At 63.5% G+C, this 21,747-nt stretch carries 21 protein-coding genes and 1 tRNA gene; 11 read left to right on the forward strand and 11 right to left on the reverse strand.

Going from position 1 to position 21,747, the window contains the following annotated elements; translation table 11 throughout:
- Window positions 1-232 precede the first annotated feature (232 nt).
- The 3 genes from ACOCG7_RS25375 to ACOCG7_RS25385 all read left to right on the forward strand — a co-directional run bounded on the left by ACOCG7_RS25375 (window position 233) and on the right by ACOCG7_RS25385 (window position 2,494).
- Complete coding sequence (locus tag ACOCG7_RS25375) at window positions 233-1,141, forward strand: aldose epimerase (RefSeq protein WP_073431209.1); 909 nt, start codon at window positions 233-235, stop codon at window positions 1,139-1,141.
- A gap of 184 nt (window positions 1,142-1,325) precedes the next feature.
- Window positions 1,326-2,039, forward strand: coding sequence for a peptidoglycan DD-metalloendopeptidase family protein (locus ACOCG7_RS25380; RefSeq protein ID WP_073431208.1), 714 nt, complete (start codon window positions 1,326-1,328; stop codon window positions 2,037-2,039).
- 128 nt (window positions 2,040-2,167) lie between these two features.
- Window positions 2,168-2,494 carry a hypothetical protein gene (locus ACOCG7_RS25385; RefSeq protein WP_073431207.1) on the forward strand — a complete coding sequence of 109 codons (327 nt, stop codon included), beginning with the start codon at window positions 2,168-2,170 and terminating at the stop codon, window positions 2,492-2,494.
- Window positions 2,495-3,334: 840 nt separating this feature from the next.
- Here ACOCG7_RS25385 and ACOCG7_RS25390 read toward each other — a convergent pair.
- Window positions 3,335-4,075 carry a pentapeptide repeat-containing protein gene (locus ACOCG7_RS25390; RefSeq protein ID WP_083086625.1) on the reverse strand — a complete coding sequence of 247 codons (741 nt, stop codon included), beginning with the start codon at window positions 4,073-4,075 and terminating at the stop codon, window positions 3,335-3,337.
- A gap of 110 nt (window positions 4,076-4,185) precedes the next feature.
- On the opposite strand from ACOCG7_RS25390, the gene ACOCG7_RS25395 reads away from it, so the two are divergent.
- On the forward strand, window positions 4,186-4,494 hold the full coding sequence (locus tag ACOCG7_RS25395; RefSeq protein WP_073431205.1) for a DUF2288 domain-containing protein: 309 nt from the start codon (window positions 4,186-4,188) through the stop codon (window positions 4,492-4,494).
- 65 nt (window positions 4,495-4,559) lie between these two features.
- A complete protein-coding gene (locus ACOCG7_RS25400) occupies window positions 4,560-5,879 on the forward strand; it encodes an MATE family efflux transporter (RefSeq protein WP_227470958.1) in 1,320 nt (439 codons plus the stop codon).
- Window positions 5,880-6,142: 263 nt separating this feature from the next.
- On the opposite strand, the gene ACOCG7_RS25405 is transcribed toward ACOCG7_RS25400, so the two are convergent.
- Window positions 6,143-6,310 (reverse strand): hypothetical protein, encoded by a 168-nt coding sequence (locus ACOCG7_RS25405; protein WP_208645219.1) that lies wholly within the window; start codon window positions 6,308-6,310, stop codon window positions 6,143-6,145.
- 256 nt (window positions 6,311-6,566) lie between these two features.
- Here ACOCG7_RS25405 and ACOCG7_RS25410 point away from each other — a divergent pair, with 256 nt between their 5' ends.
- The 5 genes from ACOCG7_RS25410 to ACOCG7_RS25430 all read left to right on the forward strand — a co-directional run bounded on the left by ACOCG7_RS25410 (window position 6,567) and on the right by ACOCG7_RS25430 (window position 9,251).
- Entirely contained in the window at window positions 6,567-6,746 is a 180-nt protein-coding gene (locus tag ACOCG7_RS25410) for a hypothetical protein (RefSeq protein WP_073431204.1), read from the forward strand.
- Window positions 6,747-7,216: 470 nt separating this feature from the next.
- Window positions 7,217-7,375: a DUF3309 family protein gene (locus ACOCG7_RS25415; RefSeq protein ID WP_073431203.1), complete on the forward strand. Its 159-nt coding sequence runs from the start codon at window positions 7,217-7,219 to the stop codon at window positions 7,373-7,375.
- 85 nt (window positions 7,376-7,460) lie between these two features.
- Window positions 7,461-7,537 (forward strand) — tRNA-Pro (locus ACOCG7_RS25420).
- 243 nt (window positions 7,538-7,780) lie between these two features.
- Window positions 7,781-8,239, forward strand: coding sequence for a phosphohistidine phosphatase SixA (gene sixA / locus ACOCG7_RS25425; protein WP_083086622.1), 459 nt, complete (start codon window positions 7,781-7,783; stop codon window positions 8,237-8,239).
- Window positions 8,240-8,438: 199 nt separating this feature from the next.
- Window positions 8,439-9,251 carry a GNAT family N-acetyltransferase gene (locus tag ACOCG7_RS25430; RefSeq protein WP_083086620.1) on the forward strand — a complete coding sequence of 271 codons (813 nt, stop codon included), beginning with the start codon at window positions 8,439-8,441 and terminating at the stop codon, window positions 9,249-9,251.
- Between the two features lie 73 nt (window positions 9,252-9,324).
- Here ACOCG7_RS25430 and ppx read toward each other — a convergent pair whose 3' ends face one another.
- The gene (gene ppx / locus ACOCG7_RS25435; protein WP_073431200.1) at window positions 9,325-10,950 is read right to left on the reverse strand and encodes an exopolyphosphatase; all 1,626 of its coding nucleotides are present in this window, start codon (window positions 10,948-10,950) and stop codon (window positions 9,325-9,327) included.
- 202 nt (window positions 10,951-11,152) lie between these two features.
- Between ppx and ppk1 the strand changes: the two genes are divergently transcribed.
- Window positions 11,153-13,216 carry a polyphosphate kinase 1 gene (gene ppk1 / locus ACOCG7_RS25440; RefSeq protein ID WP_083086618.1) on the forward strand — a complete coding sequence of 688 codons (2,064 nt, stop codon included), beginning with the start codon at window positions 11,153-11,155 and terminating at the stop codon, window positions 13,214-13,216.
- 123 nt (window positions 13,217-13,339) lie between these two features.
- Here the strand turns inward: ppk1 and phoR are convergent, their stop codons facing one another.
- From phoR to glmM, 8 genes are all read right to left on the reverse strand, one after another.
- Window positions 13,340-14,653: a phosphate regulon sensor histidine kinase PhoR gene (phoR, locus tag ACOCG7_RS25445; RefSeq protein ID WP_083086617.1), complete on the reverse strand. Its 1,314-nt coding sequence runs from the start codon at window positions 14,651-14,653 to the stop codon at window positions 13,340-13,342.
- A 45-nt stretch (window positions 14,654-14,698) separates the two neighbouring features.
- On the reverse strand, window positions 14,699-15,400 hold the full coding sequence (gene phoB / locus ACOCG7_RS25450; RefSeq protein WP_073431197.1) for a phosphate regulon transcriptional regulator PhoB: 702 nt from the start codon (window positions 15,398-15,400) through the stop codon (window positions 14,699-14,701).
- Between the two features lie 26 nt (window positions 15,401-15,426).
- Window positions 15,427-16,131 (reverse strand): phosphate signaling complex protein PhoU, encoded by a 705-nt coding sequence (phoU, locus tag ACOCG7_RS25455; protein ID WP_073431196.1) that lies wholly within the window; start codon window positions 16,129-16,131, stop codon window positions 15,427-15,429.
- A 28-nt stretch (window positions 16,132-16,159) separates the two neighbouring features.
- Complete coding sequence (pstB, locus tag ACOCG7_RS25460; RefSeq protein WP_073431195.1) at window positions 16,160-17,008, reverse strand: phosphate ABC transporter ATP-binding protein PstB; 849 nt, start codon at window positions 17,006-17,008, stop codon at window positions 16,160-16,162.
- 17 nt (window positions 17,009-17,025) lie between these two features.
- Entirely contained in the window at window positions 17,026-17,922 is an 897-nt protein-coding gene (gene pstA, locus ACOCG7_RS25465) for a phosphate ABC transporter permease PstA (RefSeq protein WP_073431194.1), read from the reverse strand.
- The gene (gene pstC / locus ACOCG7_RS25470; protein ID WP_073431228.1) at window positions 17,919-18,920 is read right to left on the reverse strand and encodes a phosphate ABC transporter permease PstC; all 1,002 of its coding nucleotides are present in this window, start codon (window positions 18,918-18,920) and stop codon (window positions 17,919-17,921) included. Before pstC ends, pstA begins: the two co-directional genes overlap by 4 nt.
- Before the next feature lie 132 nt (window positions 18,921-19,052).
- Window positions 19,053-20,084 carry a phosphate ABC transporter substrate-binding protein PstS gene (gene pstS / locus ACOCG7_RS25475; protein WP_073431193.1) on the reverse strand — a complete coding sequence of 344 codons (1,032 nt, stop codon included), beginning with the start codon at window positions 20,082-20,084 and terminating at the stop codon, window positions 19,053-19,055.
- 283 nt (window positions 20,085-20,367) lie between these two features.
- Window positions 20,368-21,726 carry a phosphoglucosamine mutase gene (gene glmM / locus ACOCG7_RS25480; RefSeq protein WP_073431192.1) on the reverse strand — a complete coding sequence of 453 codons (1,359 nt, stop codon included), beginning with the start codon at window positions 21,724-21,726 and terminating at the stop codon, window positions 20,368-20,370.
- Window positions 21,727-21,747: the final 21 nt, after the last annotated feature.

The raw sequence follows: 21,747 nt of genomic DNA on the forward strand, positions 1-21,747 counted from the left end.
GGTCTCGCCCGGTGTTCTGATCACCGGGCAGTGAGACGGATTATCTGCAAGGAAGCCCCTTGTGCGACACCCGCAATTTCCCCAGAAGGGTTTCCCCGTAGCACAAAGCGGCGCAAAATCTTCGTCTGACAACGCACATATTCGGCGTTGTCGGGCGTCCGGCACGTTCGTGAGGTATGCGTCGGATGCGTCTGCCAACCTTCACTCAACCTGACCAACCAGCCCATCGACCATGCCCCTTTCCCCGCAACAGGACATTCTCGAAATCGCCCAGGACGCCTCCGTGCTCCGCTTCGCGCCGCAAGCCGGCGGCCGTCTGTTGTCGTGGACGATCGACGGCGAGGCCGTGATTCATTGGCCCGAGCACGCCGACTGGAGTCAGCCCGCGCGGATCCGTGGCGGCAATCCACTGCTGTTTCCGTTTCTCGGCCGCCATCGTGTCGACGGCAAGATCGGCTATTGGCGCGACGCCGCGGGCGCGGTGCGCGAGTTGCCGATGCACGGCTTCGCGCGCGACCTGCCGTTCGACGCCCATGCCGACGTTCATGGCGCCGGCCTGCGCATGGTGCTGACCGACAACGCCGCGACGCGCGTCTTCTATCCGTTCGGCTTCCGGTTCGAGGCGGTCTACACCCTGATCGACGCAGCCACGCTCGAAGTCACGCTGCGCACCGCCAACACCGGCGACGCGCGGCTGCCCTACTACGCCGGCCATCACTTCTACTTCACGCTGCCGCACGCGCAGCGCGGCGAGACCTCGCTGGAACTGCCGCGCACCGAACGCCGCCATCAGCAGGACGACGGTTCGATCAGCGCCGCCGAGCCGGGCGAAGCGCGCTACACGCTCGACGAGGCGCGCATTCATGACCGGTTCCATTGCCTCGTCGGCGAACCGGATCAACCGGTGCGGCTCATCGCGCCTAGGCTCAACCGGCTCGTCACCATCGATCTGCAGCGGCCGGACTCGGTGCCCTGGTACGCCGTCACCACGTGGACCGAAGCCGCTGATTCCGACTTCTACTGCGTCGAGCCGTGGCTGGGACTGCCGGACGCGATCCACAACGGCATGGGTTTGCGCTGGCTCGAACCGGGACAAACCGAGGCGGCCACGCTGCGTATCAACGTCGGCAAGCTGCGCTGATGGCGGCTTTCACGTCGAGCGACGCGCGGTGGATGGGGCCGCGTTGCGCCGCGTTTCATGCCGCGCGTGGTCTTGTCGCTGCCCGTTTTTCGCGTGTTGCAACGCAAAACCGTTAGAATCGGACGCTTTGCATCCACCTGCCGCGTGATCGGGATCGGCGCGCGGCAGCGCTTTGCGAGGTCCAATGCGGGGAACAACAAGAATGATCAAACGGCTCGCCTGCGCGTCGTTGGTGGCGCTGCTCGTCGCGTGCGGGTCGGCGCCGGTGGCGCCAGGCTTCTATCGGGTCGAACGGGGCGATACGCTGTCGAAAATCGCGCGCAGCAACCGGCAATCGGTGCAAAGCATCGTGCGCTGGAACAACCTGACCAACCCGGACAGCATCGAGGTCGGCCAGGTGCTGCGCGTCGTGCCGCCAGGCGGAGCATCGACGAGCGGCGCGACACGCAGCAACGGCGGTGCGAGCGCTTCGGCGTCGCCGCGCCCGGCGCCGGCCTCGGAGGACAGCGCGCCGTCGTCCGCGCCGGCTTCCGCGATTTCGCTGATCTGGCCGGCCGACGGCACCGTGATCCGGCGCTTCGACGGCGCCAATTCCAAGGGCATCGATATTTCGGCGGCCGCGGGCACACCGGTGGTCGCCGCGGCGGCCGGCACGGTCGTGTATGCGGGCAACGGTTTGCGCGGTTACGGCAATCTGCTGATCCTCAAACACAATGCCGAGTACCTGACCGCTTATGCGCACAACCGCGTGCTGCTGGTGAAGGAAGGCCAATCGGTCGCGCGCGGCGAAAAGATCGCCGAGGTGGGCAACACGGATACCGATCGTGTCATGCTGCACTTCGAGTTGCGCTATCAGGGCCGCTCGATCGATCCGTCGAAGGCGCTGCCGCCCAGATAGGGGCGCGTCTAAAGCGCTGGCACGCGCCCTGCATCCGCGGTCGAGGGAACCTCTCGCGTGCTACGCTCTTTCCGACACGCGACGTGGCCGTGCGCCACGTCTTTCCCGTCATCTGTGAGGAATCTGTCATGAAGAGCGCATTTGCGTCCGTCGCGACCGCGGCGGCGATCGGTCTTGGCCTGCTGACGCTCGGCGGCCTCGGCGGCTGCTCCAGCACCACCACCATGACGTACCTGCCTAGCGGCGAAACCGGCTTTGCAATCAACTGCAGCGGCAGCGACGCCAGTTCCAGTTGGGGCGAGTGCTACAAGCGCGCCGGCGAAGTCTGCGGCAATTACGGCTACGACGTCGTTTCAAAAGACGTCGACAGCGGCGGCACTTCCGGCGGCTCGGTCGGCGGGATTTTCGGCGCGAATGTGAAGAACCGGTCGATGGTGATTCGCTGCAAACAATGACGGCCCGGCCCGCAACAAGCGGCACCGCAGGCACTGGCAGCAGATCCGCCGGAACCGGCAGGCATTAGCGCCTCCGCCGCCTTCGCGAGCGCGGACGGAGGCCGCAGCGAAATCCAAACCGCGCGCGCGACGACGCCCCTTGGCGAGGCGCCCAAAAAAATCAAGCACATCGTGAGCGACAAAAAGGGATGTCACTTTCACGATCGACGGCGTATGAATCGGAGCAAAAAAAAGCCCGGCGCGAGGCCGGGCTAACGGGGGTTCGGCGCATATCGGCAAAGGACCGGTTCACCATGCGCCAGAACGAAATCTAACAACTCGCTTTTACAAGCGCAATATATTAATTTCTCACGCAATGTGATGCGGCGTACGGATTCCGCATTATGTGAACCAGAAACGCCGGCAATAACCACGCTCAATCCGCCCACCGTTTCGTCAGGCAAAGCGATTAAGCGCGCCGAAGAAAATCCGTGCATCGCCCGACAGACGGGGCACCCAGGCTTATACCCAAAGCGCGTTCAAAAACCCTGAAGAAAGACTAAAAACCGATTTTGGCGAGGCGCACCCCGGCATAATCGTGGCGCATTTCGCGCCGCTCAGACTTGGTGCGCAAACACACCAATGCGGGCATTTAATCCGCGTTGATCCGTACGAATAAATCGAGGGAATTTCGTCACAGGAAAAATTCGCGAATGGCGAAATAATTAAAATCTGGCAATAACATACAAATTGCGAAGTTTTAAAATCAAACCATTATTCATTCTACCAATGGAATGATATGCGCGTCGCCCGTCGATTCGAACCGGCCATTGGTCTCGCCGGGCCGGCTAAAACCCCGGCTCACATGACTCGCAAACCGAGTTCGGTGACGAGCACCGCAGCTTGATGATGCGAAATCGTCGCGCCCTTGAAGAGCGCCGCATCGACAAGCCGCACGCCGCTCAAATCGGCTTCGCGCAAATCGGCGCCGTCGAAGCGTGCGCCCTTCAGATGCGCGTCCTTCAGGCTGCCGCCCTCGAAGATCGCCTCGCGGAAATCGACGCCGGCGAGATCGGCATCCGAGAAATCGAGTTGCTGGAGCGTGGCCTTGCGAAACGACAGGCCGCGCAAATGCGCGCCCACCAGCAAGCTTTCGACGAAGCTCAAGCCAAGCGCGGCGCAAGCCTCGAAATTCGCGCCCGTCAGCTTGCAGCCGTGAAACGACGCCGACGCGAGCTTGGCGCGCCGCCAACTGGTGTTGTTCAGATCGCTCGACTGGAACGCCGCGTCGACCAGGTCGGCGGACGCGAAATCCGCCTCGCGCCCGCGGCAACGGACCCAGCGCGTCTGCGAGAGCGCCGCGCCGAAAAACGAGGTCTCCACAATCGTGCAGCGATGAAATTCGGCGCCGCGCAGATCGAGCCGCGACAGATCGGCGCCTTCGAAATCGCAGTCGGCGAAATGAAGCGGCTGCCGGGGCGGCTCGCTATCGCTCGCGCGATTCGCCGCGATGAGGCGCTCCACGTCGGCCCGCGCAAGCGTGGCGCCGAGCACTTGATGAGCTTGCGCGCCCGCAGCCGGCGCCGTTGAATCCAGTGACATGAGGGTTCAGAATCAGAATTTCGCAAGACCCAAAGCCTACCGGAATGCGCGCCGCCCTGGCGGTCCGCGCCAATGGTTTATAGTGACGGCCCGTCAAAAACGCGCGAACGATGACTTCCAACGACGCCACCCACAGCCCGCTGTACGCGAAACTGCTCGCCGAAACCGCCAAGATCGGCTGGCCCGAACTCGAACGCTTTTTCGCGCGCGGCATGCTGCTGCGCGTCGCACGCGACCTCGATCTGGTCAGCGTCGCCGAAGCCATCGCCAGCGACGACACCACGCAGGTCACGCAATGGCTGTCCGCCGGCCTCGTCGAACGCGTGCAGGCGGAGACCGCCGCGGATTTCGCCGCGCGCGATCCCGATCTGTGGGCGGTGGTCGTCTCTCCTTGGGTGTGCGTGCAGGAACGCGGTTGAGCGAACCCGCGCACGGCCCGAAGGAAGCCCCTTCGGGGGACGGCACGGGCACGGCCACGCCCGCAGTGCCGGCGCACTGGCATCGCCGGGTGCTGACGCTGGCGTTTCCCATCGTCCTCGCCAATCTGACGCAGCCGATTCTCGGCGCGGTCGACACCGCCGTCGCCGGCCATTTCGACGGCGCGTCGTATCTCGGCGGCGTGGCGCTCGGCGGCGTCTTTTTCAACTTCGTGTTCTGGGGCTTCGGCTTTTTGCGCATGGGGACCACGGGCCTCGTCGCGCAAGCGCATGGCGCGCGCGACGAGGCCGGGCTGCGCAACGACGTCGTGCGCGCGCTGCTGCTCGCAGCCGCCATCGGCGCGGCGGTGCTGGCGCTGCAAATGCCGCTGATCGAGTACACGTTGCGCGCGATCGGCGGCAGCGAGGCCGTGCAGCATCAAGCGCGCATCTACTGCCACGCGCGCATCTGGGCGGCCCCGCTCGCGCTCGGCAATTACGTCGTGCTCGGCTGGCTGCTCGGCACGCAGCAAGTGCGACTCGCGCTGCTCTCGCAAGTGTTCATCAACAGCGTGAACATTGTGGCGGTACTGCTGTATGTGCATGGATTCGACTGGGGTGTGGCCGGCATCGGCGCCGCGACCGCCACGGCCGACGCGCTCGGCTTCGTGCTCGGCGCCGCGCTGCTGTGGCGCGGCCGGCCGCGCGGTTTGCCCGCGCTGAACCGCGCGGCCTTGCTCGACGCGGCGGCGCTCAGGCGTCTGGTGGTGCTCAATCGCGACATCTTCGTCCGCACGCTGTGCCTGCTTCTGTCGTTTGGCTGGTTCGCGCATCTCGGCGCGAGCCAGGGCGACGCCATCCTCGCCGCCAACGCGCTGCTGCTGAATTTTCAAACCTTCATGGCCTACGGACTCGACGGCTTCGCGCACGCCGCCGAAGCGCTCGTCGGCGCGGCGATCGGGGCGCGCGACCGGCACGGCTTCAGACAGGCCATTAGCGTGACGGCGCTGTGGTCCGCGCTCGGCGCGCTGGGTTTCTCGCTCGTGTATTGGGGCGCGGGCGCATGGATCGTCGAGCGACTGACCGATCAGGCCGCGGTGCGCGCCGCCGCTGAAACGTATCTGCCTTGGGCCGCGTTGTCGCCCGTGGTGTCGGTGTGGGGCTTCGTGCTCGACGGCGTGTTCATCGGCGCGACGCGAACGCGTGAACTGATGATGTCGATGGTGGTGTCGTTCGCGGTGTTCGTGGCGGCGTCGTGGCTGTTGCTGGCGCTCTTCGGCAATCACGGTTTGTGGGCCGCGATGCTGATCTTCATGGCCGCGCGGGGCGTGACGCTCGCGCGCTATCTGCCGGGCATCGTGCGCGGCATGGCGGGTGCGAACGGCTAGCCGTCGATTGTGCGTCCGCGTGGCATGCCTTTGTTGCAACGCGAATCTGACGCGAGGCGGTGCCTTGCACCTGTCGCCAAGACGTGACGCGCAGCGATCTCATGCATTCCGACCGCGGCGCGGTGATGGCTTGAAACAGGCGCATGCATGTCGCGCATGAGACGGGCTCTGGAATGACCGCAGCCCGCGCGCTCCGTGCGAACTGCATGCGTAACTGTGAGCGCGCGCGCGTCGGCGCTTTCGCTTTGATCTTCAGTCGACGCTCAAGGCGAGACCGGCGCGGGCACCATCGAGGGCGGCCGATTGTCGGTGGGCACCCCGTGATAGTCGGCGGGATCTTGCGGCGGCGGACCGCCGTGACGGCCGGGACCGTTCGCACAGCCGGCGAGGCCAGCGACCAGCAGCAGCACAACCAATGGGACGCGAATCATGGACACCAATCTCTCTCGAAACAGAATGAAGTAGCGGCAGCAAGCGCAAACCTGACGCGCTTCCAACCAGGCGCCGAGAGTCTACCCGCAAAGCACATTCCTCGCCGCCGCGATAAGCGAGGTACATCCCTGAAAGACGCCTGGACACACCGCGACGGATTTCGGTTTCCCGTATTGCGGCAAACGCTCTTCGGCTCCCAAATCGCCGGGCGTGACCTACTATTGATGTCACAGGCGCACGTCATAGGAGACTGCCATGGACGCTGAATCGATCGCAGGTCTGGTCGGGCTCGCAATAGGTCTGCTCGTGCTGCTGGCGCTGTCGATTTTCGAATCGCGGGAATACAAGCGCGAGCACCACGGCGAAGGCATGCTGCATCACTGGGTCACCCATCAGCACATGCATATGCCGCACTGGATGCGTCGCCGGCACTGAACAGGGTACTCGCGCTCGTTCGGCCTTTTCGTGGATTCGGTTGACAACGCGGCAGCGACTCCTAGGCCAAGCGGGAACCGCACCCGACGGCGCGGCGCTTGCGCCCGTCGATTCTTTCGACCACTACGACGACCGGGTCGCCGCGGCTACCGCGCGCCGGCTACGATCGTTATCGGCCCGCCCCGGCTGCAATGCCTTGCATGCACGCCGTCGCCCATCAAACACCGCCCCGGATACAGGCGCCGTGCGCGCAAGTTTTTCCTGCCTGCAGTGGCATGAAAACGCCGTCGCCCCACAACGCGCAGCCACACGCCCGGCGGCTTGCCCTCCCCGCCTTGTTCCCCGATAGGCACGTGCCTTGCTCACTCACACCTGAAGGCGCGCATGCCGCGCGCCGATCGTCCCGGCGTGCATGCGCCGACCATCAGACCATGTGGCCCAGCCTCTGAGGGCCGGACAGGAGAACTCGAATGACCATCGGAACCATACTGCTTATCGTGCTCATCCTTCTGCTGATTGGCGCATTGCCGAGTTGGCCGTACAGCAGCGGTTGGGGCTATGCGCCGACCGGCGTGATCGGCGTCGTCTTGATCATCGTGATCGCATTGCTCGTGATGGGGCGGCTATAGAAGCATGGCCGCGCGCTGCCTTTTCGCGCCGGCGCAATTCGTGATTGACTCTGGCACCCAATGCCAGATAGAATCTCGGATTCGTCGGAGCGTAGCGCAGCCTGGTAGCGCATCTGATTTGGGATCAGAGGGTCGAAGGTTCGAATCCTTTCGCTCCGACCACGAAAAGCAATACGAAACCCGCGTCGCCTCCGGCTTCGCGGGTTTTTGCTTTTGGGCGTTGCATTTGCTATCGGGCTATCGCGCATTTCGCATTTCGCATTTCACTTAGGAATCGATGAGGGCATCGACTTGCGGACTCACAATGCCGCATGCGACAGTGAGTGAAAAACGGGCAAAAACCCGCGCAGCCATCCTGGCCGCCAACCGGAGCAAACCCCAGCAACCAGAATCAAGGAGACATGCATGGACCTGATTCTCTGGCGTCACGCCGAAGCCGAAGACTTTGCCGCCAGCGATCTGTCCCGGGCGCTCACTACCCGGGGCCGCAAGCAGGCGCAAAACGTCGCCAAATGGCTGCGCGCGCGGCTGCCCGACGACGCCGTGGTCCTCGCGAGTCCGGCCGTGCGCACCATTCAAACCGCGGAGACCTTGAGCGACCAGTATCGCGTGATGCGCGAACTCGCGCCCAACGCCAGCGCCAATGACGTGCTCGAGGCGGCCGGCTGGCCCAAGGGCATCGCGCAAACGGTGGTGGTGGTCGGCCATCAACCCACGCTCGGCCACGTCGCCGCGCGGCTCGTCGGCAACAGCGAGGCAAGCTGGCCACTGAAAAAAGCCGGCGTATGGTGGATCGCGAGCCGTGAACGCGACGGTGATGAACAGGCCGTGCTGCGCGCCGCGATCAGTCCCGATCTGATCTAGGCAACACGGCGTTCAAAGCCCGCGCAACAACGCGTGCCGCCAGCGCAAAACCCGCGCGCGAAAGCGCGGCATGGCGAGCCGCAAGCTCCGCATGCTGACGGGCAGTCATCCAATCGTCACGGCTTTGCCATGCGAGCGTCACCGGGCGTTACTACATTGGCGAAAAAAGAATTCTCCCTTTTTTCGACCAGGACGCCCCATGCGAGAACTGCCGACGCCTACCCTGCCCCTCGCTTCGATCTTCGAGTTGCGTCGTCTGCCGCGCGCCGAAGAGACGGTCACCGCCCAGCATCGCCTGCAAGTCACGTGGGCCCGCACGGATGAAGAGCTGCGCGAGGCGCAGCGTCTGCGCTACCGCGTGTTCGCCGACGAAATGGGCGCGCGCCTGACGGGCCCCGCAGGTCTCGACGTCGATGCATTCGATAACTACTGCGATCATCTGCTGGTGCGCGATCTCGACACGCTGAAAGTGGTCGGCACGTATCGCGCGTTGCCGCCACACCAGGCGGCACGCATCGGGCGCCTGTATGCGGAAAGCGAATTCGACGTGTCGCGTCTCACGCACCTGCGCGCGAAGATGGTCGAAGTGGGCCGCTCATGCGTGCATCCCGACTATCGCAGCGGCTCGGTGATCATGTCGCTGTGGGCCGGGCTCGCCGGGTACATGAAACACAACGGCTACGAAACGATGCTCGGCTGCGCGAGCGTCGCGATGGTCGACGGCGGCCACTACGCGGCGAATCTGTATTGCTCGCTGCGCGATAGCGCCATGACGGCGCCGGAATATCGCGCGTTCCCGCACACGCCGTTGCCCGTGGACGAATTGCAAACGGGCGCCGATGTCGCGCCGCCGCCGCTCGTGAAGGGTTATCTGCGTCTGGGCGCGAAGATTTGCGGCGCGCCCGCATGGGATCCCGACTTCAACACCGCGGACTTCCTGACGCTGTTCCGTCTGTCCGACATCAATGCGCGTTACGCCCGCCATTTCCTCGGCGATGCGATGCCGCGCTGAGCAGCAGCGATGTTCAAAAGCAAAGCCCGGCAATGACCGGGCTTTGCTCTTTTCACCGACGATGAGACGCGCTTCAATCGTCGGTATAAACCACCCGATACGGGATGCCAACCTTCTCCCATTCCGCGGCTTCCTGGATCAGGCTGTAATCGGTCAGCGGATTGTTCGCCACCCATTCGTTCGGCAGACGCACCTCATAGCCGCCGTTGGCCTGCGCAACCGCGATATTCGGCAAGCCGACATCCGCACGCCGACGGCACAACAGCGCCGCGAGCCGCAGACAGAAGAGCAGCGGCCATTCCACTTCACGCGTTTGCGAGAGCTTGCCGAGCTTGCCCGCGTGACCGAGCACGAGCGCGGCGAGCCGCGCCTGGTCGGTGCGTGAAAAACCCGGCATGTCCGCGTTGCTGGCGATATAGGCCGAATGCTTGTGATACGCGCTGTGCGAAATCGATAGCCCGATTTCATGCAGCGCCGCCGCCCAACCGAGGAACATGCGGTTTTCCAGCCGGCGCTCCTCGTCCGGCTCCGCGAACTGGTCGTAAAAGCGCACCGCGAGTTCGCCGATACGCCCGGCCTGCGCACGATCCACGCCATAGCGGCGCATGAAGCCCTCCACCGTGACCGTGCGCATGTCTTCGTGCTGCGAACGGCCCAGCAGGTCATACAGCACGCCGAGACGCAGTGCGCCGTCTGTCGTATCGACGTAATCGACGCCGAGTTCGTCGAACACCGCGATCATGATCGACAGGCCGCCGGCCAGCACCGGCACGCGATCGCTCTTCAACGCGACGAGCTTCAAACGATTGACGTTCTCCGCCTTGATCAACGCGCGCTTGAGCCGCTCCAGCCCGCCGCGCGAAATGCCGTGGGTGACGCCCGGATCGTTGAAGCCGTTGGCCTCGACCAGTTCGGCCAACGCGCGCGCGGTGCCGGACGAACCGATCGCCTGCTCCCAACCGGTTTTCTTGTATTCGGCGGAAATGATCTGGATTTCGCGGCCCGCGGCGAGTTCGGCCTGGCGCATCGTGTATTCGTCGACATTGCCTGCCGGGAAGAACGTCCGGCTATGGCTCACGCAGCCGATGTACAGGCTCTCCATCTTGATCGGCGTGTAATGCGAACCGATGATGAATTCCGTCGAGCCGCCGCCGATATCGACCACGAGTCGCTTGCCGGCACTGGCGGGCACCGAGTGCGCGGCGCCCGCATAGATCAGGCGGGCTTCCTCGCGCCCGGCGATCACCTCGATCGGGAAGCCGAGCGCGGCTTGCGCCTCACCGAGAAATTCGCCCGCGTTCTTGGCGATGCGCAGCGTATTGGTGGCGACCGCGCGAACGTGGTCGGGATGAAAGTCGCGCAGCCGCTCGCCGAACCGCTTGAGCGCGTCCCAGCCGCGCACTTGCGAGGCGCGATCGAGCATCTTGTCGCGCGATAAACCGGCGGCAAGACGCACCGGCTCACGCAATGCGTCGACCTGATAGATCTGGCTGCCCGCGTCGGTTTCCTCGACCCGGCCCACGATCAGACGGAAGCTGTTGGAGCCGAGGTCGACGGCGGCGAGGAGTTGTGGCGTATTGACCATCGGGTAAGCGGACTCCATGCGCGCGAGCGCGGCGGCGGTGGATGCGGAAGACACCGGATGCTCACCCGGCGCTTTGGGCGTCTTGTGGCCGGCCGCGCTGTTCAAAGACGCCATTCTAAGCGTACGGGGCCTCACGATGTCACCTCGCAGCAATGGGGGTGCCCCATGGTCCCATATGCACTGCGTCATATTGACGACACGCGGCGAATACGGCGTAGAATTTATAACATCGAGAATGTCATAACCTTGTCATCATACTGTGAGAATTTCCGAGCGTCTTTTCGCGTCTCTACCTGATCCTCCATTCTCGCTGCCGATGTCCATCCGCTACCCGTTATTGAATCGCGAACTGGGCATTCTGGGTTTCAACGAGCGTGTGTTGGCGCAAGCAGCCGACCCCGCCGTTCCTTTGCTCGAACGCCTGCGCTTCATTTGCATCACCAGTAGCAATCTCGACGAATTTTTCGAAGTCCGCATGGCCGGACTGCAGGAACAGATGCGCGACAACCCCGGCGCGTTGTCGCCGGACGGCATGTCGTTGCAGCACGTCTACGACCTCGTGGTCGAGCGCGCGCAGAAGCTCGTGCATCGTCAATACACCATGCTGCACGATACGGTGCTGACCGCGCTCGAAGCGGAAGGCATCTACTTTCACGGCACCGAAGCATGGAACGAAGCGCAGACCGAATGGGCGCGCGACTATTTCTTCAATGAACTGCTGCCGGTGCTCACGCCGATCGGGCTCGACCCCGCGCACCCGTTTCCGCGTGTGCTCAACAAGAGCCTGAACTTCGTCGTCGAACTCGAAGGCAAGGACGCGTTCGGCCGCCAGGCGATGATGGGCATCGTGCAAGCGCCGCGCGCACTGCCGCGGCTCGTACGCATGCCGCAGGAACTGTCGGGCTATCCGCATGGTTTCGTGCTGCTCAGTTCGCTGTTGCAGCGCTTTGTCGGCGAGCTGTTTCCGAACCTGGTGGTGCGAAGCTGCAATCAGTTTCGCATCACGCGCAATAGCGAACTGTTCGTCGACGAAGACGAGATCACCAATCTGCGCGTCGCGTTGCAGGGCGAATTGCCCGCGCGCCATCTGGGCAATGCGGTGCGGTTGGAAGTGTCGGCGGAAACGCCCGCGCACGTCGTGCGGCGCCTGCTCGACGAGAGCAGCCTCACCACCAAGGATTGCTATTTCGCCGACGGCCCCGTCAATCTCGTTCGGCTCATGCAATTGCCGGAGATGGTGGACCGGCCCGACCTGAAGTTCGTGCCGCACATCCCTTCGATTCCGCCGCAGATCGCCAACAGCACCAGCCTGTTCGACGTGATCGATCAGGGCGACGTGCTGCTGCATCATCCGTATGAGAGCTTTCAGCCGGTGCTGGAACTGCTGTTGCAGGCGGCAAAAGATCCGAACGTGGTGGCGATCAAGCAAACCATCTATCGCACCGGCACCGACTCGCCGCTCATGGACGCGCTGATGCAAGCCGCGCGCAACGGCAAGGAGGTGACGGTGGTGGTCGAACTGCTCGCTCGCTTCGACGAGGAAACCAATATCAACTGGGCGGCGCAGCTCGAAGCGGTGGGCGCGCACGTGGTGTATGGCGTGGTGGGCCACAAGTGCCACGCGAAGATGATGCTGATCGTGCGGCGCGTGTCGGCCGGCGGCAAGACCACGTTGAAGCGCTACGTCCACCTCGGCACCGGCAACTATCATCCGCGCACCGCGCGTCTTTATACCGACTTCGGCCTGATGACCGCCGATCAGAAGATCTGCGAAGACGTGCACCACGTGTTCCAGCAACTGACCGGCATTGGCGGCGAACTGAAGCTGCACGAACTGTGGCAATCGCCGTTCACGCTGCATCCAAAACTCGTTGAATCGATTCGCGCCGAGGCCGAGCATGCGCGCGCCGGCAACAAGGCGCGCATCGTCGCGAAGATGAACGCGCTGCTCGAACCCACCGTGATTGCCGAGCTATACGAAGCGTCACAGGCGGGCGTGAAGATCGATCTGATCGTGCGCGGCGTGTGTTCGTTGCAGCCGGGCGTGCCGGGGCTGTCGGAGAACATCACGGTACGCTCGATCGTCGGGCGCTTTCTCGAACATCATCGTATCTATTACTTCTACGACGGCGGCAAGGAACAGGTTTATCTGTCGAGCGCCGACTGGATGGACCGCAATTTCTTCCGTCGTGTCGAAGTCGCGTTTCCGATCAACAACCGGCGCCTGAAGCGGCGTGTGATCGCCGAAGGTCTGTCGGCGTTTCTCGGCGACAACCAGTCCGCGTGGCTGATGCAAAGCGACGGTCACTATCGGCGTCGCCGGCCGGGAAAATCGTCGCGCAATGCGCAGATGAGTTTGCTGGGGAAGTTCTGCCCGTGAGCTGACGGTCGTGGCGCTCGCTTCGGTGAGCGTGAACCGGCCATACGCGGGCCACACGCGATATAAAGCCCGCCTTGCGTTCTTGCCAGGCGGGCTTGTCTTTTCAGCCGCTGCGCGCGCCGCTCAAGCCGGCGCCGGTTGCCGGCGTGCCGTGCGATATGTCGGAAAGCGCACGGTGAAGGTACTGCCGCGGCCTTCCTCGCTCTTCACTTCGAGTTGTGCATCGTGCCGTTGCAGCACGTGCTTGACGATCGCGAGGCCCAGGCCCGTGCCGCCCGTGTCGCGTGAGCGGCTGCGATCGACGCGATAGAAGCGCTCGGTCAGCCGCGGAATGTCCGCCGCCGGAATGCCCAAGCCGCTATCGGTGACGGAGAACACCGCGCCGCCGCCGCTCGCCTGCCAGTTCACCCTGATTGCGCCGCCGTCCGGCGTGTAGCGAATCGCATTCGTCACGAGATTGCCGAGCGCGCTGAGGATTTCCGTTTCCACGCCGGTCACGGTGAGGCCTTCGTCCACCTCGAACGCGATCTTGTGATGATCGCTCGACAGGCTTTCCGCATCGTGCTTCAGATGCCGCAGCACCGCGCGCATGTCGATCATCTGATCGCTCGGCGGCTTGTTGTCGCCCTCGAGCTTGGCGAGCACCAGCAGATCATTGACGATGTGGCGCATGCGCGAGGCCTGCTGCTCCATCAGTTCCAGATAACGCCCGCGTTCGGCTTCGTTCAGCGGCAATTCGCGCATCGTCTCGAGGAAACCGGAGAGCACCGTGAGCGGCGTCTTCAGTTCATGCGAGACGTTGGCGACGAAGTCGCGCCGCATGGCGTCGGTGCGCTCCAGTTCGGTGATGTCTTGCGAGAGCACCAGCTTGCGGTTTTCGCCGTAGGGAAACACCTGCACCGACAGCACGTTCTGGCGCTTATCGCCCATGCCGCGCATGATCAGCATTTCTTCGTAGCGATGCGAATTCAGGTAGCGGACGAAGTCGGGCTGACGCACCAGATGCGTGATGTGCTGACGCAGATCGCGCTTCGCGTCGAGACCGAAATGCAGTTCGGAGATGGCGTTGCACCATTCGATCTGGTCGTGGTCGTCGAGCATCGCGACACCGTTCGGCGACGCCTGGATCGCCTGGATGAAACGCGAATGCTGCTGCTCGACCTGGCGCACCTGAGCGTGCCAGCGCTTCGCGAGCTTATGCAGACGGTAGTAGATTTCGCCCCAGATGCCGGGGGCGCTCGGCACCTCGCCGTAAACCGGCGCGTCGAGCAGGCGCCAGAGCTGCTGCTTGTGGAAAGTGCTGAAGAAGCTCTGCGCGAGCAGCAAGACGATCGCGAGGACGAGTGCCGCCTTGACGTTCACGAGCGCGCCGACCACCACGCACAGAACAGCCAGCAGCACGACCGACACGATGGAGCGCGCCCAGATGATGTTCATGGTCTAGCGATCGAGAGGAAGGACGTATGCGCCGGGGCGGCGAGTTCAGGCGCTCTTCGCAAGCCGGTAGCCGCTGCCGCGCACCGTCTCGATCATAGCATCGCACCCGGCCGGCTTGAGCGCCGCGCGCAGGCGCTTGATGTGCACGTCCACCGTGCGTTCCTCGACGAATACATGATCGCCCCACACCTGATCGAGCAGTTGCGTGCGGCTATGCACGCGCTCCGGATGCGTCATGAAGAAGTGCAGCAGACGGAATTCGGTCGGACCGAGGTCGAGCTTGATCTCGCTGCCTTCCGCATGCGCGGCCACGCGATGCGTCGCCGGATCGAGCTTCAGGCCGTTGATCGCGACCACGTCCTCGGTAAGCTGCGGCGCGCGGCGGCGCAGCACCGCCTTGATGCGCGCCATCAGTTCCTTGGGCGAGAACGGCTTGGTGACGTAGTCGTCCGCGCCGATTTCGAGGCCGAGCACCTTGTCCTGCTCATCCCCACGCGCGGTCAGCATGATGATCGGAATGTGCCTGGTCCGCTCGTTGCTGCGTAGGTCGCGCGCGAACGCAATGCCGGACTTGCCCGGCAGCATCCAGTCGAGCAGGACGAGATCGGGCAACACGTCGCTGATCAGGTTTTGCGCCTGCTCCGCGTTGTACGCGCGAATCGGGCAGTGTCCGGCGTGTTGAAGATTCACCGAAATCAGTTCGGAAATGGCGGGCTCATCTTCAATGACGAGAATGCTGCTGGGCATCGGCACCTCTGGTCCTTATCTCTGGATTAACTGAGCGCTTCGCGTTCGAGCGCGTCGCGCGACTTGTGGCGCACGTCGGTGCCCTTCACGATGTAGATGATGAATTCGGCGATGTTCTTCGAGTGGTCGCCGATCCGTTCGATCGCCTTGGCGATGAACAGAAAATCGAGGCCCACCGAAATCGAACGCGGATCTTCGGTCATGTACGAAATCAGCTTGCGAACGAACGCGCGGAATTCCTCGTCGATCGCCTTGTCGTCGCGCACGATCTGCGCGGCGGCCACCGTGTCGAGACGCGCGAACGCGTCCAGCGCGCGGCGCAGAATCGACACCGCCATTTCGCCCGACAGTTTGATCTCGGCGATATTGATGGTGCGCGACGCGCCGTCTTCCATCAACCGCTTGGTGCGCTTGGCGATTTTTTCGGCTTCGTCGCCGGCGCGTTCGAGATTCGTGATGGTCTTGGAAATCGCGATCAACAGGCGCAGGTCGCGCGCGGCCGGCTGGCGGCGCGCGATGATGTTGCTGCACTCCTCGTCGATTTCAATTTCCATCGTGTTCAGGCGCTCTTCGGCGGCGATCACCTGTTCGGCGATGTCGAGATCGAATTCGTTGAGCGCCCGCATGGCGTTGACGATCTGCGATTCGACGAGGCCGCCCATTTCGAGCACCTTCGAGGAAACCAGATTCAGGTCGGCGTCGAACTGGCTGGACAGGTGTTTATCGGACATGTCGTACTCCGTTATTGTGCTCGGCGGCTTAGCCGAAGCGGCCAGTGATGTAATCCTCGGTTTCCTTGCGGACCGGCTTGATGAAGATCTTTTCGGTGTCGCCGAACTCGATCAGTTCGCCAAGGTACATATAGGCAGTGTAGTCCGAACAGCGGGCCGCCTGTTGCATGTTGTGCGTGACGATCACCACCGTGTAATCGCTCTTCAGTTCGGCGATCAGTTCCTCGATACGGCCCGTCGAAATCGGGTCCAGCGCGGAGCACGGTTCGTCGAGCAACAGCACTTCGGGACGGATCGCGATACCGCGCGCGATGCACAAACGCTGCTGCTGACCGCCCGACAACCCATAGCCGCTCTGGCCGAGCTTGTCCTTCACTTCGTTCCACAGCGCGGCCTTGGTCAACGCCCATTCCACGCGGTCGTCCATCTCCGAGCGCGGCAGCGTTTCGAACATCTTCACGCCGAACGCGATGTTGTCGTAGATCGACATCGGGAACGGCGTCGGCTTCTGGAACACCATGCCGATCCGCGCGCGCAGCAGCGAGATATCGCGCTTGGAGGTCAGCAGGTTCTCGCCGTCCATCAGGATCTCGCCTTCGGCGCGTTGCTCCGGATAGAGCGCATACATCTTGTTGAAGGTGCGCAACAAGGTCGACTTGCCGCAACCCGACGGGCCGATGAACGCGGTCACCTTGCCTTCGGGAATCCGCAGGTTGATGTTCTTCAGCGCGTGATACTTGCCGTAGAAAAAGTTGAGGTCGTTGACCTCGATCTTCGGGCGCGACTGAGCTTGAGCCTGACCGCTCTGGGCGGGATCGAAACCGGCGGGCGCGGTCGGGCGCGAAATCGGATTGAGTTGAGTTTCTGCCATATTCATCGGATTACACTCCGCCCTTACTTGTTCGAGAAGATCGTGCGCGCGAGGATGTTCAATCCCAGCACCGCGAGCGTGATCAGGAAGACGCCGGCCCACGCGAGTGATTGCCACTGCGCGAACGGGCTCATCGCAAACTTGTAGATCGTGACCGGCAGATTCGCGACCGGCTGGCCCATGTCGAGCGAGAAGAACTGGTTCGACAGCGCCGTGAAAAGCAGCGGCGCGGTTTCGCCGGCGATGCGCGCAATCGCGAGCAGCACGCCGGTGACGATACCGGCGACCGACGCCTTCAGCGTGATCGACAGCACCATCTTCCATTTCGGCGTGCCGAGCGCGAAAGCGGCTTCACGCAGCGCGTTCGGCACCAGCTTCAGCATGTTTTCGGTCGTGCGGATCACGATCGGAATCTGCAGCAAGGCGAGCGCGAACACGCCGGCCCAGCCGCTGAAGTGGCCCATCTTCGCGACCACGAGTGCGTAGACGAACAGACCCACGACGATCGACGGCGCCGACAACAGAATGTCGTTGATGAAACGCGTGACGCTGGCGAGCCAGCCTTTCTGCCCGTATTCGGCAAGATAGACGCCCGCCAGGATGCCGATCGGCGTGCCGACGAAGGTCGCGAGCACAACCAGCATCACGCTGCCGACGATCGCATTGGCGAGCCCGCCGCCATCGGTGTTCGGCGGCGGCGTCGATTGCGTGAACAGTTCGACCGACAAACCGCCGATGCCGAGGCGCAGCGTCGTATAGAGAATCCACACGAGCCACAACAAGCCGAACGCCATCGCCGCGAGCGACAGCGTCAGCGCGACGGCGTTCTTCATGCGGCGGCGGCCCTGCAGGCGCACGCGCATGGCTTCGAGCGCGACCGCGTCGTTCGAGCCGGGCATGTTCAAACTGGACTGGCTCATTTCGCGCCCTCCCCTTTCTCGAGGCGAAGCAGCATCATTTTCGAAATCGCCAGCACGATGAAGGTGATCACGAACAGGATCAGGCCGAGTTCCATCAGCGCCGACGTATGCAGGCCAGGATCGGCTTCGGCGAATTCATTGGCGAGCGCCGAGGTAATACTGTTGCCCGGCGAAAACAGCGAGACGTTGTCGAGCAGATTGGTGTTGCCGATCACGAAGGTGACCGCCATCGTCTCGCCGAGCGCGCGGCCGAGGCCGAGCATCACCCCGCCGATCACGCCGCTCTTGGTGAAGGGCAGCACGATCTTCCACATCACTTCCCATGTCGTGCAGCCGATGCCGTACGCCGATTCCTTCAGCAGCACCGGCGTCACTTCGAACACGTCGCGCATCACCGAGGCGATGTACGGAATGATCATGATCGCGAGAATCACACCCGCGCACAGAATACCGATGCCGATCGGCGCGCCCTGAAACAACGCGCCCACCACCGGAATACCGCCGAGCACCGCGCCGAGCGGCTTCTCGAACCACGTCGCGAAGATCGGCGCGAATACCAGCAGGCCCCACATGCCGTACACGATCGACGGAATCGCGGCGAGCAGTTCGATTGCGATGCCGAGCGGCCGGCGCAGCCACGCGGGCGCGAGTTCGGTGAGGAAAAGCGCGATGCCGAAGCTGACCGGCACCGCGATGATGAGTGCAATGAGCGAGGTCGCGACCGTGCCGTAGATGGGCACCAGTGCGCCGAATTGCTTGCTGGGTGGATCCCATTCGGCGGTCCACAGGAAGGCGAGGCCGAACTGCTTGATCGAGGGCAACGAGGCGACGATCAGCGAGACGATGATGCCGCCGAGCAGCAGCAACGTGACGATGGCCGCAAGGCGTGCGAGGCCGCCGAAGATGATATCGCCGGCGCGGCTGGGCGCTTTCTGCTGCGACGCGCTGCCGGGCGGGGTCGAACGCGACGAGCCGGACGCTAAATGGATATCGGACATGAGAGCCTGATGGATCTGTTTCCAGTTGCCGTACGACACTTGTCGCGCGGCGATGTTGCCGGTCAATGCCGTTGGCCGTCCTCGCGCGAGGACGGCCAACGTGTTACGCGATGCGACTGTCTACCGCTTTAATTACTCCGCGAGCGGCTTGCCCGCGGCGTCCTTCACCTTCGACTTCCACTGCGTGCGGATTTCCGATACCACCGACTCCGGCAGCGAGATGTAGTCCAGATCGTTGGCGGCTTGCGTGCCGTTCTTGAATGCCCAGTCGAAGAACTTCAGCGTTTCGGAGCCTTGCGGCGCCTTTTCCTGCGTCGTATGAACCAGCACGAACGTCGCGCCGACGATCGGCCATGCGTTCTTGCCCGGCTCGTTCGTCAGGATCTGGTAGAACGACTTCGACCAGTCCGCGCCCGCTGCCGCTGCCTTGAAGGTTTCCGTCTTCGGCTCGACGACAGTGCCCGTCGAATTCTTCAGTGCGACATACGTCATGTGGTTCTGCTTGGCATACGCCCATTCCACATAGCCAATTGCGCCCGGCAGACGTTGCACGAAGGCGGCGACGCCGTCGTTGCCCTTGCCGCCCGTGCCCGTCGGCCAGTTGACCGTCGAACCTTCACCGACCTTCGACTTCCAGTCGGCGTTGACCTTCGACAGATAGTTCGTCCAGATGAAGCTGGTGCCCGAACCGTCGGCGCGGCGCACCACGGCGATGTCGGTATCCGGAAGCTTGACCTTCGGGTTCAGCGCGACGATCGCCGGGTCGTTCCACTTCTTGATCTTGCCCAGGTAGATGTCGCCGAGCACTTCGCCCGACAGCGTCAGTTCAGCCGGCTTCACGCCCGGCACGTTGACGACCGGCACCACGCCGCCCACCACCGTCGGGAACTGGAACAGGCCTTCCTTGGCGAGCTCTTCGTCCTTCAGCGGAGCGTCCGAACCGGCGAAGTCGACGGTCTTCGCGACGATCTGCTTCACGCCGCCCGACGAACCGATGCCCTGGTAGTTAACCTTACCGCCGCCGGACTTCTGGTAGGCGTCGGCCCATTTCGTGTAAATCGGTGCTGCGAAGGTGCTGCCCGCGCCGGTGATGTCTGCGGCTTGCGCTGCGATCGCGAAAAGCGCGCCAGCGACGCCAGCGAACACGGTTTGCATCAATTTCATGAGACCTCCAAGGTGTGAGCGGTGTGAGCGAGTAACACGAACACCGCGAAGCTTAGGGTCTCTTTGTGACAGTAACGTGACCGACCGTGAAACTCGCGTGACAGTCTGTTTACGGATGTGAAAGGCGTTTTGTTCGGTGAAAGCGCCGGTTTTGCATCGCTCTACAGATTAGGCGAAAAAGATGGGGCGCGAACGTTTGCGTGTGCGCGGGGGGAGTTTTTAGGTGGCGGTGGGCGGTGGGACGATCCGAGCATCGTCCCACCGCCGTGCAGGAAACCGTGGTTCAGGCGGTCGCTTCCTTGACCGCGCCGGCGATCGATTCGGCATGTAGCAGCGCGTCGTCGACCTTTTCGGCTTCGACCATCACGCGCAGCACGGGCTCGGTGCCCGAGGCGCGGATCAGCACGCGCCCACGGCCATTCAGCGCGCCCTCGGCCGTGCTGATGGCGCGGCGAATCGCGTCGCTGCCCTTCCAGTCGGCGCCAGGCTTCATCCGCACGTTGATCAGCTTCTGCGGAAACAGCGTGACGCCGTCGAGCAGCTCGGCGAGCGTCTTGCCGCTGCGCTTCATGGCCGCCAGCACGAGGAGCGCCGAGACGATGCCGTCGCCGGTGGAATGGCGGTCGAGCGAGAGAATATGGCCGGAGCCTTCGGCGCCGAGTTGCCAGCCGTGCTCACGCAACTGCTCCAGCACGTAGCGGTCGCCCACCGCCGCGCGCACGAATTTCACCCCGGCTTTTTGCAGCGCGACTTCGACAGCCATGTTGGTCATCAAGGTGCCGACCGCGCCTTCCACGTTGCCGTCGGTGGCGATGCGGTCCTTGACCAGCACGTACAGCAGTTCGTCGCCGTTATACAGGCGGCCGGCGGCGTCCACGACTTGCAGACGGTCGGCGTCGCCGTCGAGCGCGATGCCGAGATCCGCGTGGTTGGCTCGCACCGCGCGCATCAGCGCGTCGGGCGCGGTCGCGCCGACGCCGTCGTTGATGTTGAAGCCATTCGGCGCGACACCGATCGGGATCACGTCGGCGCCGAGTTCGTGGAAGACATGCGGCGCGACGTCATACGCGGCGCCGTGCGCGCAATCCACCACCAGCTTCAGGCCGCGCAGATCGAACGCAGCCGGAAACGTGCTCTTGCAAAACTCGATGTAGCGACCGGCCGCGTCGTCGAGACGCCGTGCCTTGCCGAGCTGCTCGGAAGCCGCGCACGCGAGCGGCAGGTCCAGTTGCTCCTCGATTTGCGCTTCCACTTCGTCGGGCAGCTTGTTGCCGTCGGCGGAGAAAAACTTGATGCCGTTGTCGTAGTACGGATTGTGCGACGCGCTGATCACCACGCCCGCGGCGAGCCGCAGCGCACGCGTCAGATACGCAATGCCCGGAGTGGGCATCGGGCCGGCCAGCATCACATCGACACCGGCCGCGGAAAAACCCGCTTCGAGCGCGGCCTCGAGCATGTAACCCGACACGCGGGTGTCCTTGCCGATCAGCACTGTGGGCCTCGCGCCCGTTCTCGCCCAGCGGTCCGCGCCCGCCAGCACTTTGCCGGCGGCATAGCCGAGCCGCAAAACAAACTCCGGTGTAATGGGCCCTTCGCCGACCTTGCCCCGAATTCCGTCCGTGCCGAAAAAACGACGTGCCATATTTTATTTTCCTCCTTCCTT

This window comes from Paraburkholderia sp. DD10 (assembly GCF_049177125.1).
Classification (GTDB): Bacteria; Pseudomonadota; Gammaproteobacteria; order Burkholderiales; family Burkholderiaceae; genus Paraburkholderia; species Paraburkholderia terricola.

Excerpts from the sequence above, each read along its gene's own strand:
- ACOCG7_RS25375 (WP_073431209.1), top strand. The coding sequence starts at position 233 with ATGCCCCTTTCCCCGCAACAGGACATTCTCGAAATCGCCCAGGACGCC.
- ACOCG7_RS25380 (WP_073431208.1), top strand. The coding sequence starts at position 1,326 with ATGCGGGGAACAACAAGAATGATCAAACGGCTCGCCTGCGCGTCGTTG.
- ACOCG7_RS25385 (WP_073431207.1), top strand. The coding sequence starts at position 2,168 with ATGAAGAGCGCATTTGCGTCCGTCGCGACCGCGGCGGCGATCGGTCTT.
- ACOCG7_RS25390 (WP_083086625.1), bottom strand. The coding sequence starts at position 4,075 with ATGTCACTGGATTCAACGGCGCCGGCTGCGGGCGCGCAAGCTCATCAA.
- ACOCG7_RS25395 (WP_073431205.1), top strand. The coding sequence starts at position 4,186 with ATGACTTCCAACGACGCCACCCACAGCCCGCTGTACGCGAAACTGCTC.
- ACOCG7_RS25405 (WP_208645219.1), bottom strand. The coding sequence starts at position 6,310 with ATGATTCGCGTCCCATTGGTTGTGCTGCTGCTGGTCGCTGGCCTCGCC.
- ACOCG7_RS25410 (WP_073431204.1), top strand. The coding sequence starts at position 6,567 with ATGGACGCTGAATCGATCGCAGGTCTGGTCGGGCTCGCAATAGGTCTG.
- ACOCG7_RS25415 (WP_073431203.1), top strand. The coding sequence starts at position 7,217 with ATGACCATCGGAACCATACTGCTTATCGTGCTCATCCTTCTGCTGATT.
- sixA (WP_083086622.1), top strand. The coding sequence starts at position 7,781 with ATGGACCTGATTCTCTGGCGTCACGCCGAAGCCGAAGACTTTGCCGCC.
- ACOCG7_RS25430 (WP_083086620.1), top strand. The coding sequence starts at position 8,439 with ATGCGAGAACTGCCGACGCCTACCCTGCCCCTCGCTTCGATCTTCGAG.
- ppx (WP_073431200.1), bottom strand. The coding sequence starts at position 10,950 with ATGGCGTCTTTGAACAGCGCGGCCGGCCACAAGACGCCCAAAGCGCCG.
- ppk1 (WP_083086618.1), top strand. The coding sequence starts at position 11,153 with ATGTCCATCCGCTACCCGTTATTGAATCGCGAACTGGGCATTCTGGGT.
- phoR (WP_083086617.1), bottom strand. The coding sequence starts at position 14,653 with ATGAACATCATCTGGGCGCGCTCCATCGTGTCGGTCGTGCTGCTGGCT.
- phoB (WP_073431197.1), bottom strand. The coding sequence starts at position 15,400 with ATGCCCAGCAGCATTCTCGTCATTGAAGATGAGCCCGCCATTTCCGAA.
- phoU (WP_073431196.1), bottom strand. The coding sequence starts at position 16,131 with ATGTCCGATAAACACCTGTCCAGCCAGTTCGACGCCGACCTGAATCTG.
- pstB (WP_073431195.1), bottom strand. The coding sequence starts at position 17,008 with ATGAATATGGCAGAAACTCAACTCAATCCGATTTCGCGCCCGACCGCG.
- pstA (WP_073431194.1), bottom strand. The coding sequence starts at position 17,922 with ATGAGCCAGTCCAGTTTGAACATGCCCGGCTCGAACGACGCGGTCGCG.
- pstC (WP_073431228.1), bottom strand. The coding sequence starts at position 18,920 with ATGTCCGATATCCATTTAGCGTCCGGCTCGTCGCGTTCGACCCCGCCC.
- pstS (WP_073431193.1), bottom strand. The coding sequence starts at position 20,084 with ATGAAATTGATGCAAACCGTGTTCGCTGGCGTCGCTGGCGCGCTTTTC.
- glmM (WP_073431192.1), bottom strand. The coding sequence starts at position 21,726 with ATGGCACGTCGTTTTTTCGGCACGGACGGAATTCGGGGCAAGGTCGGC.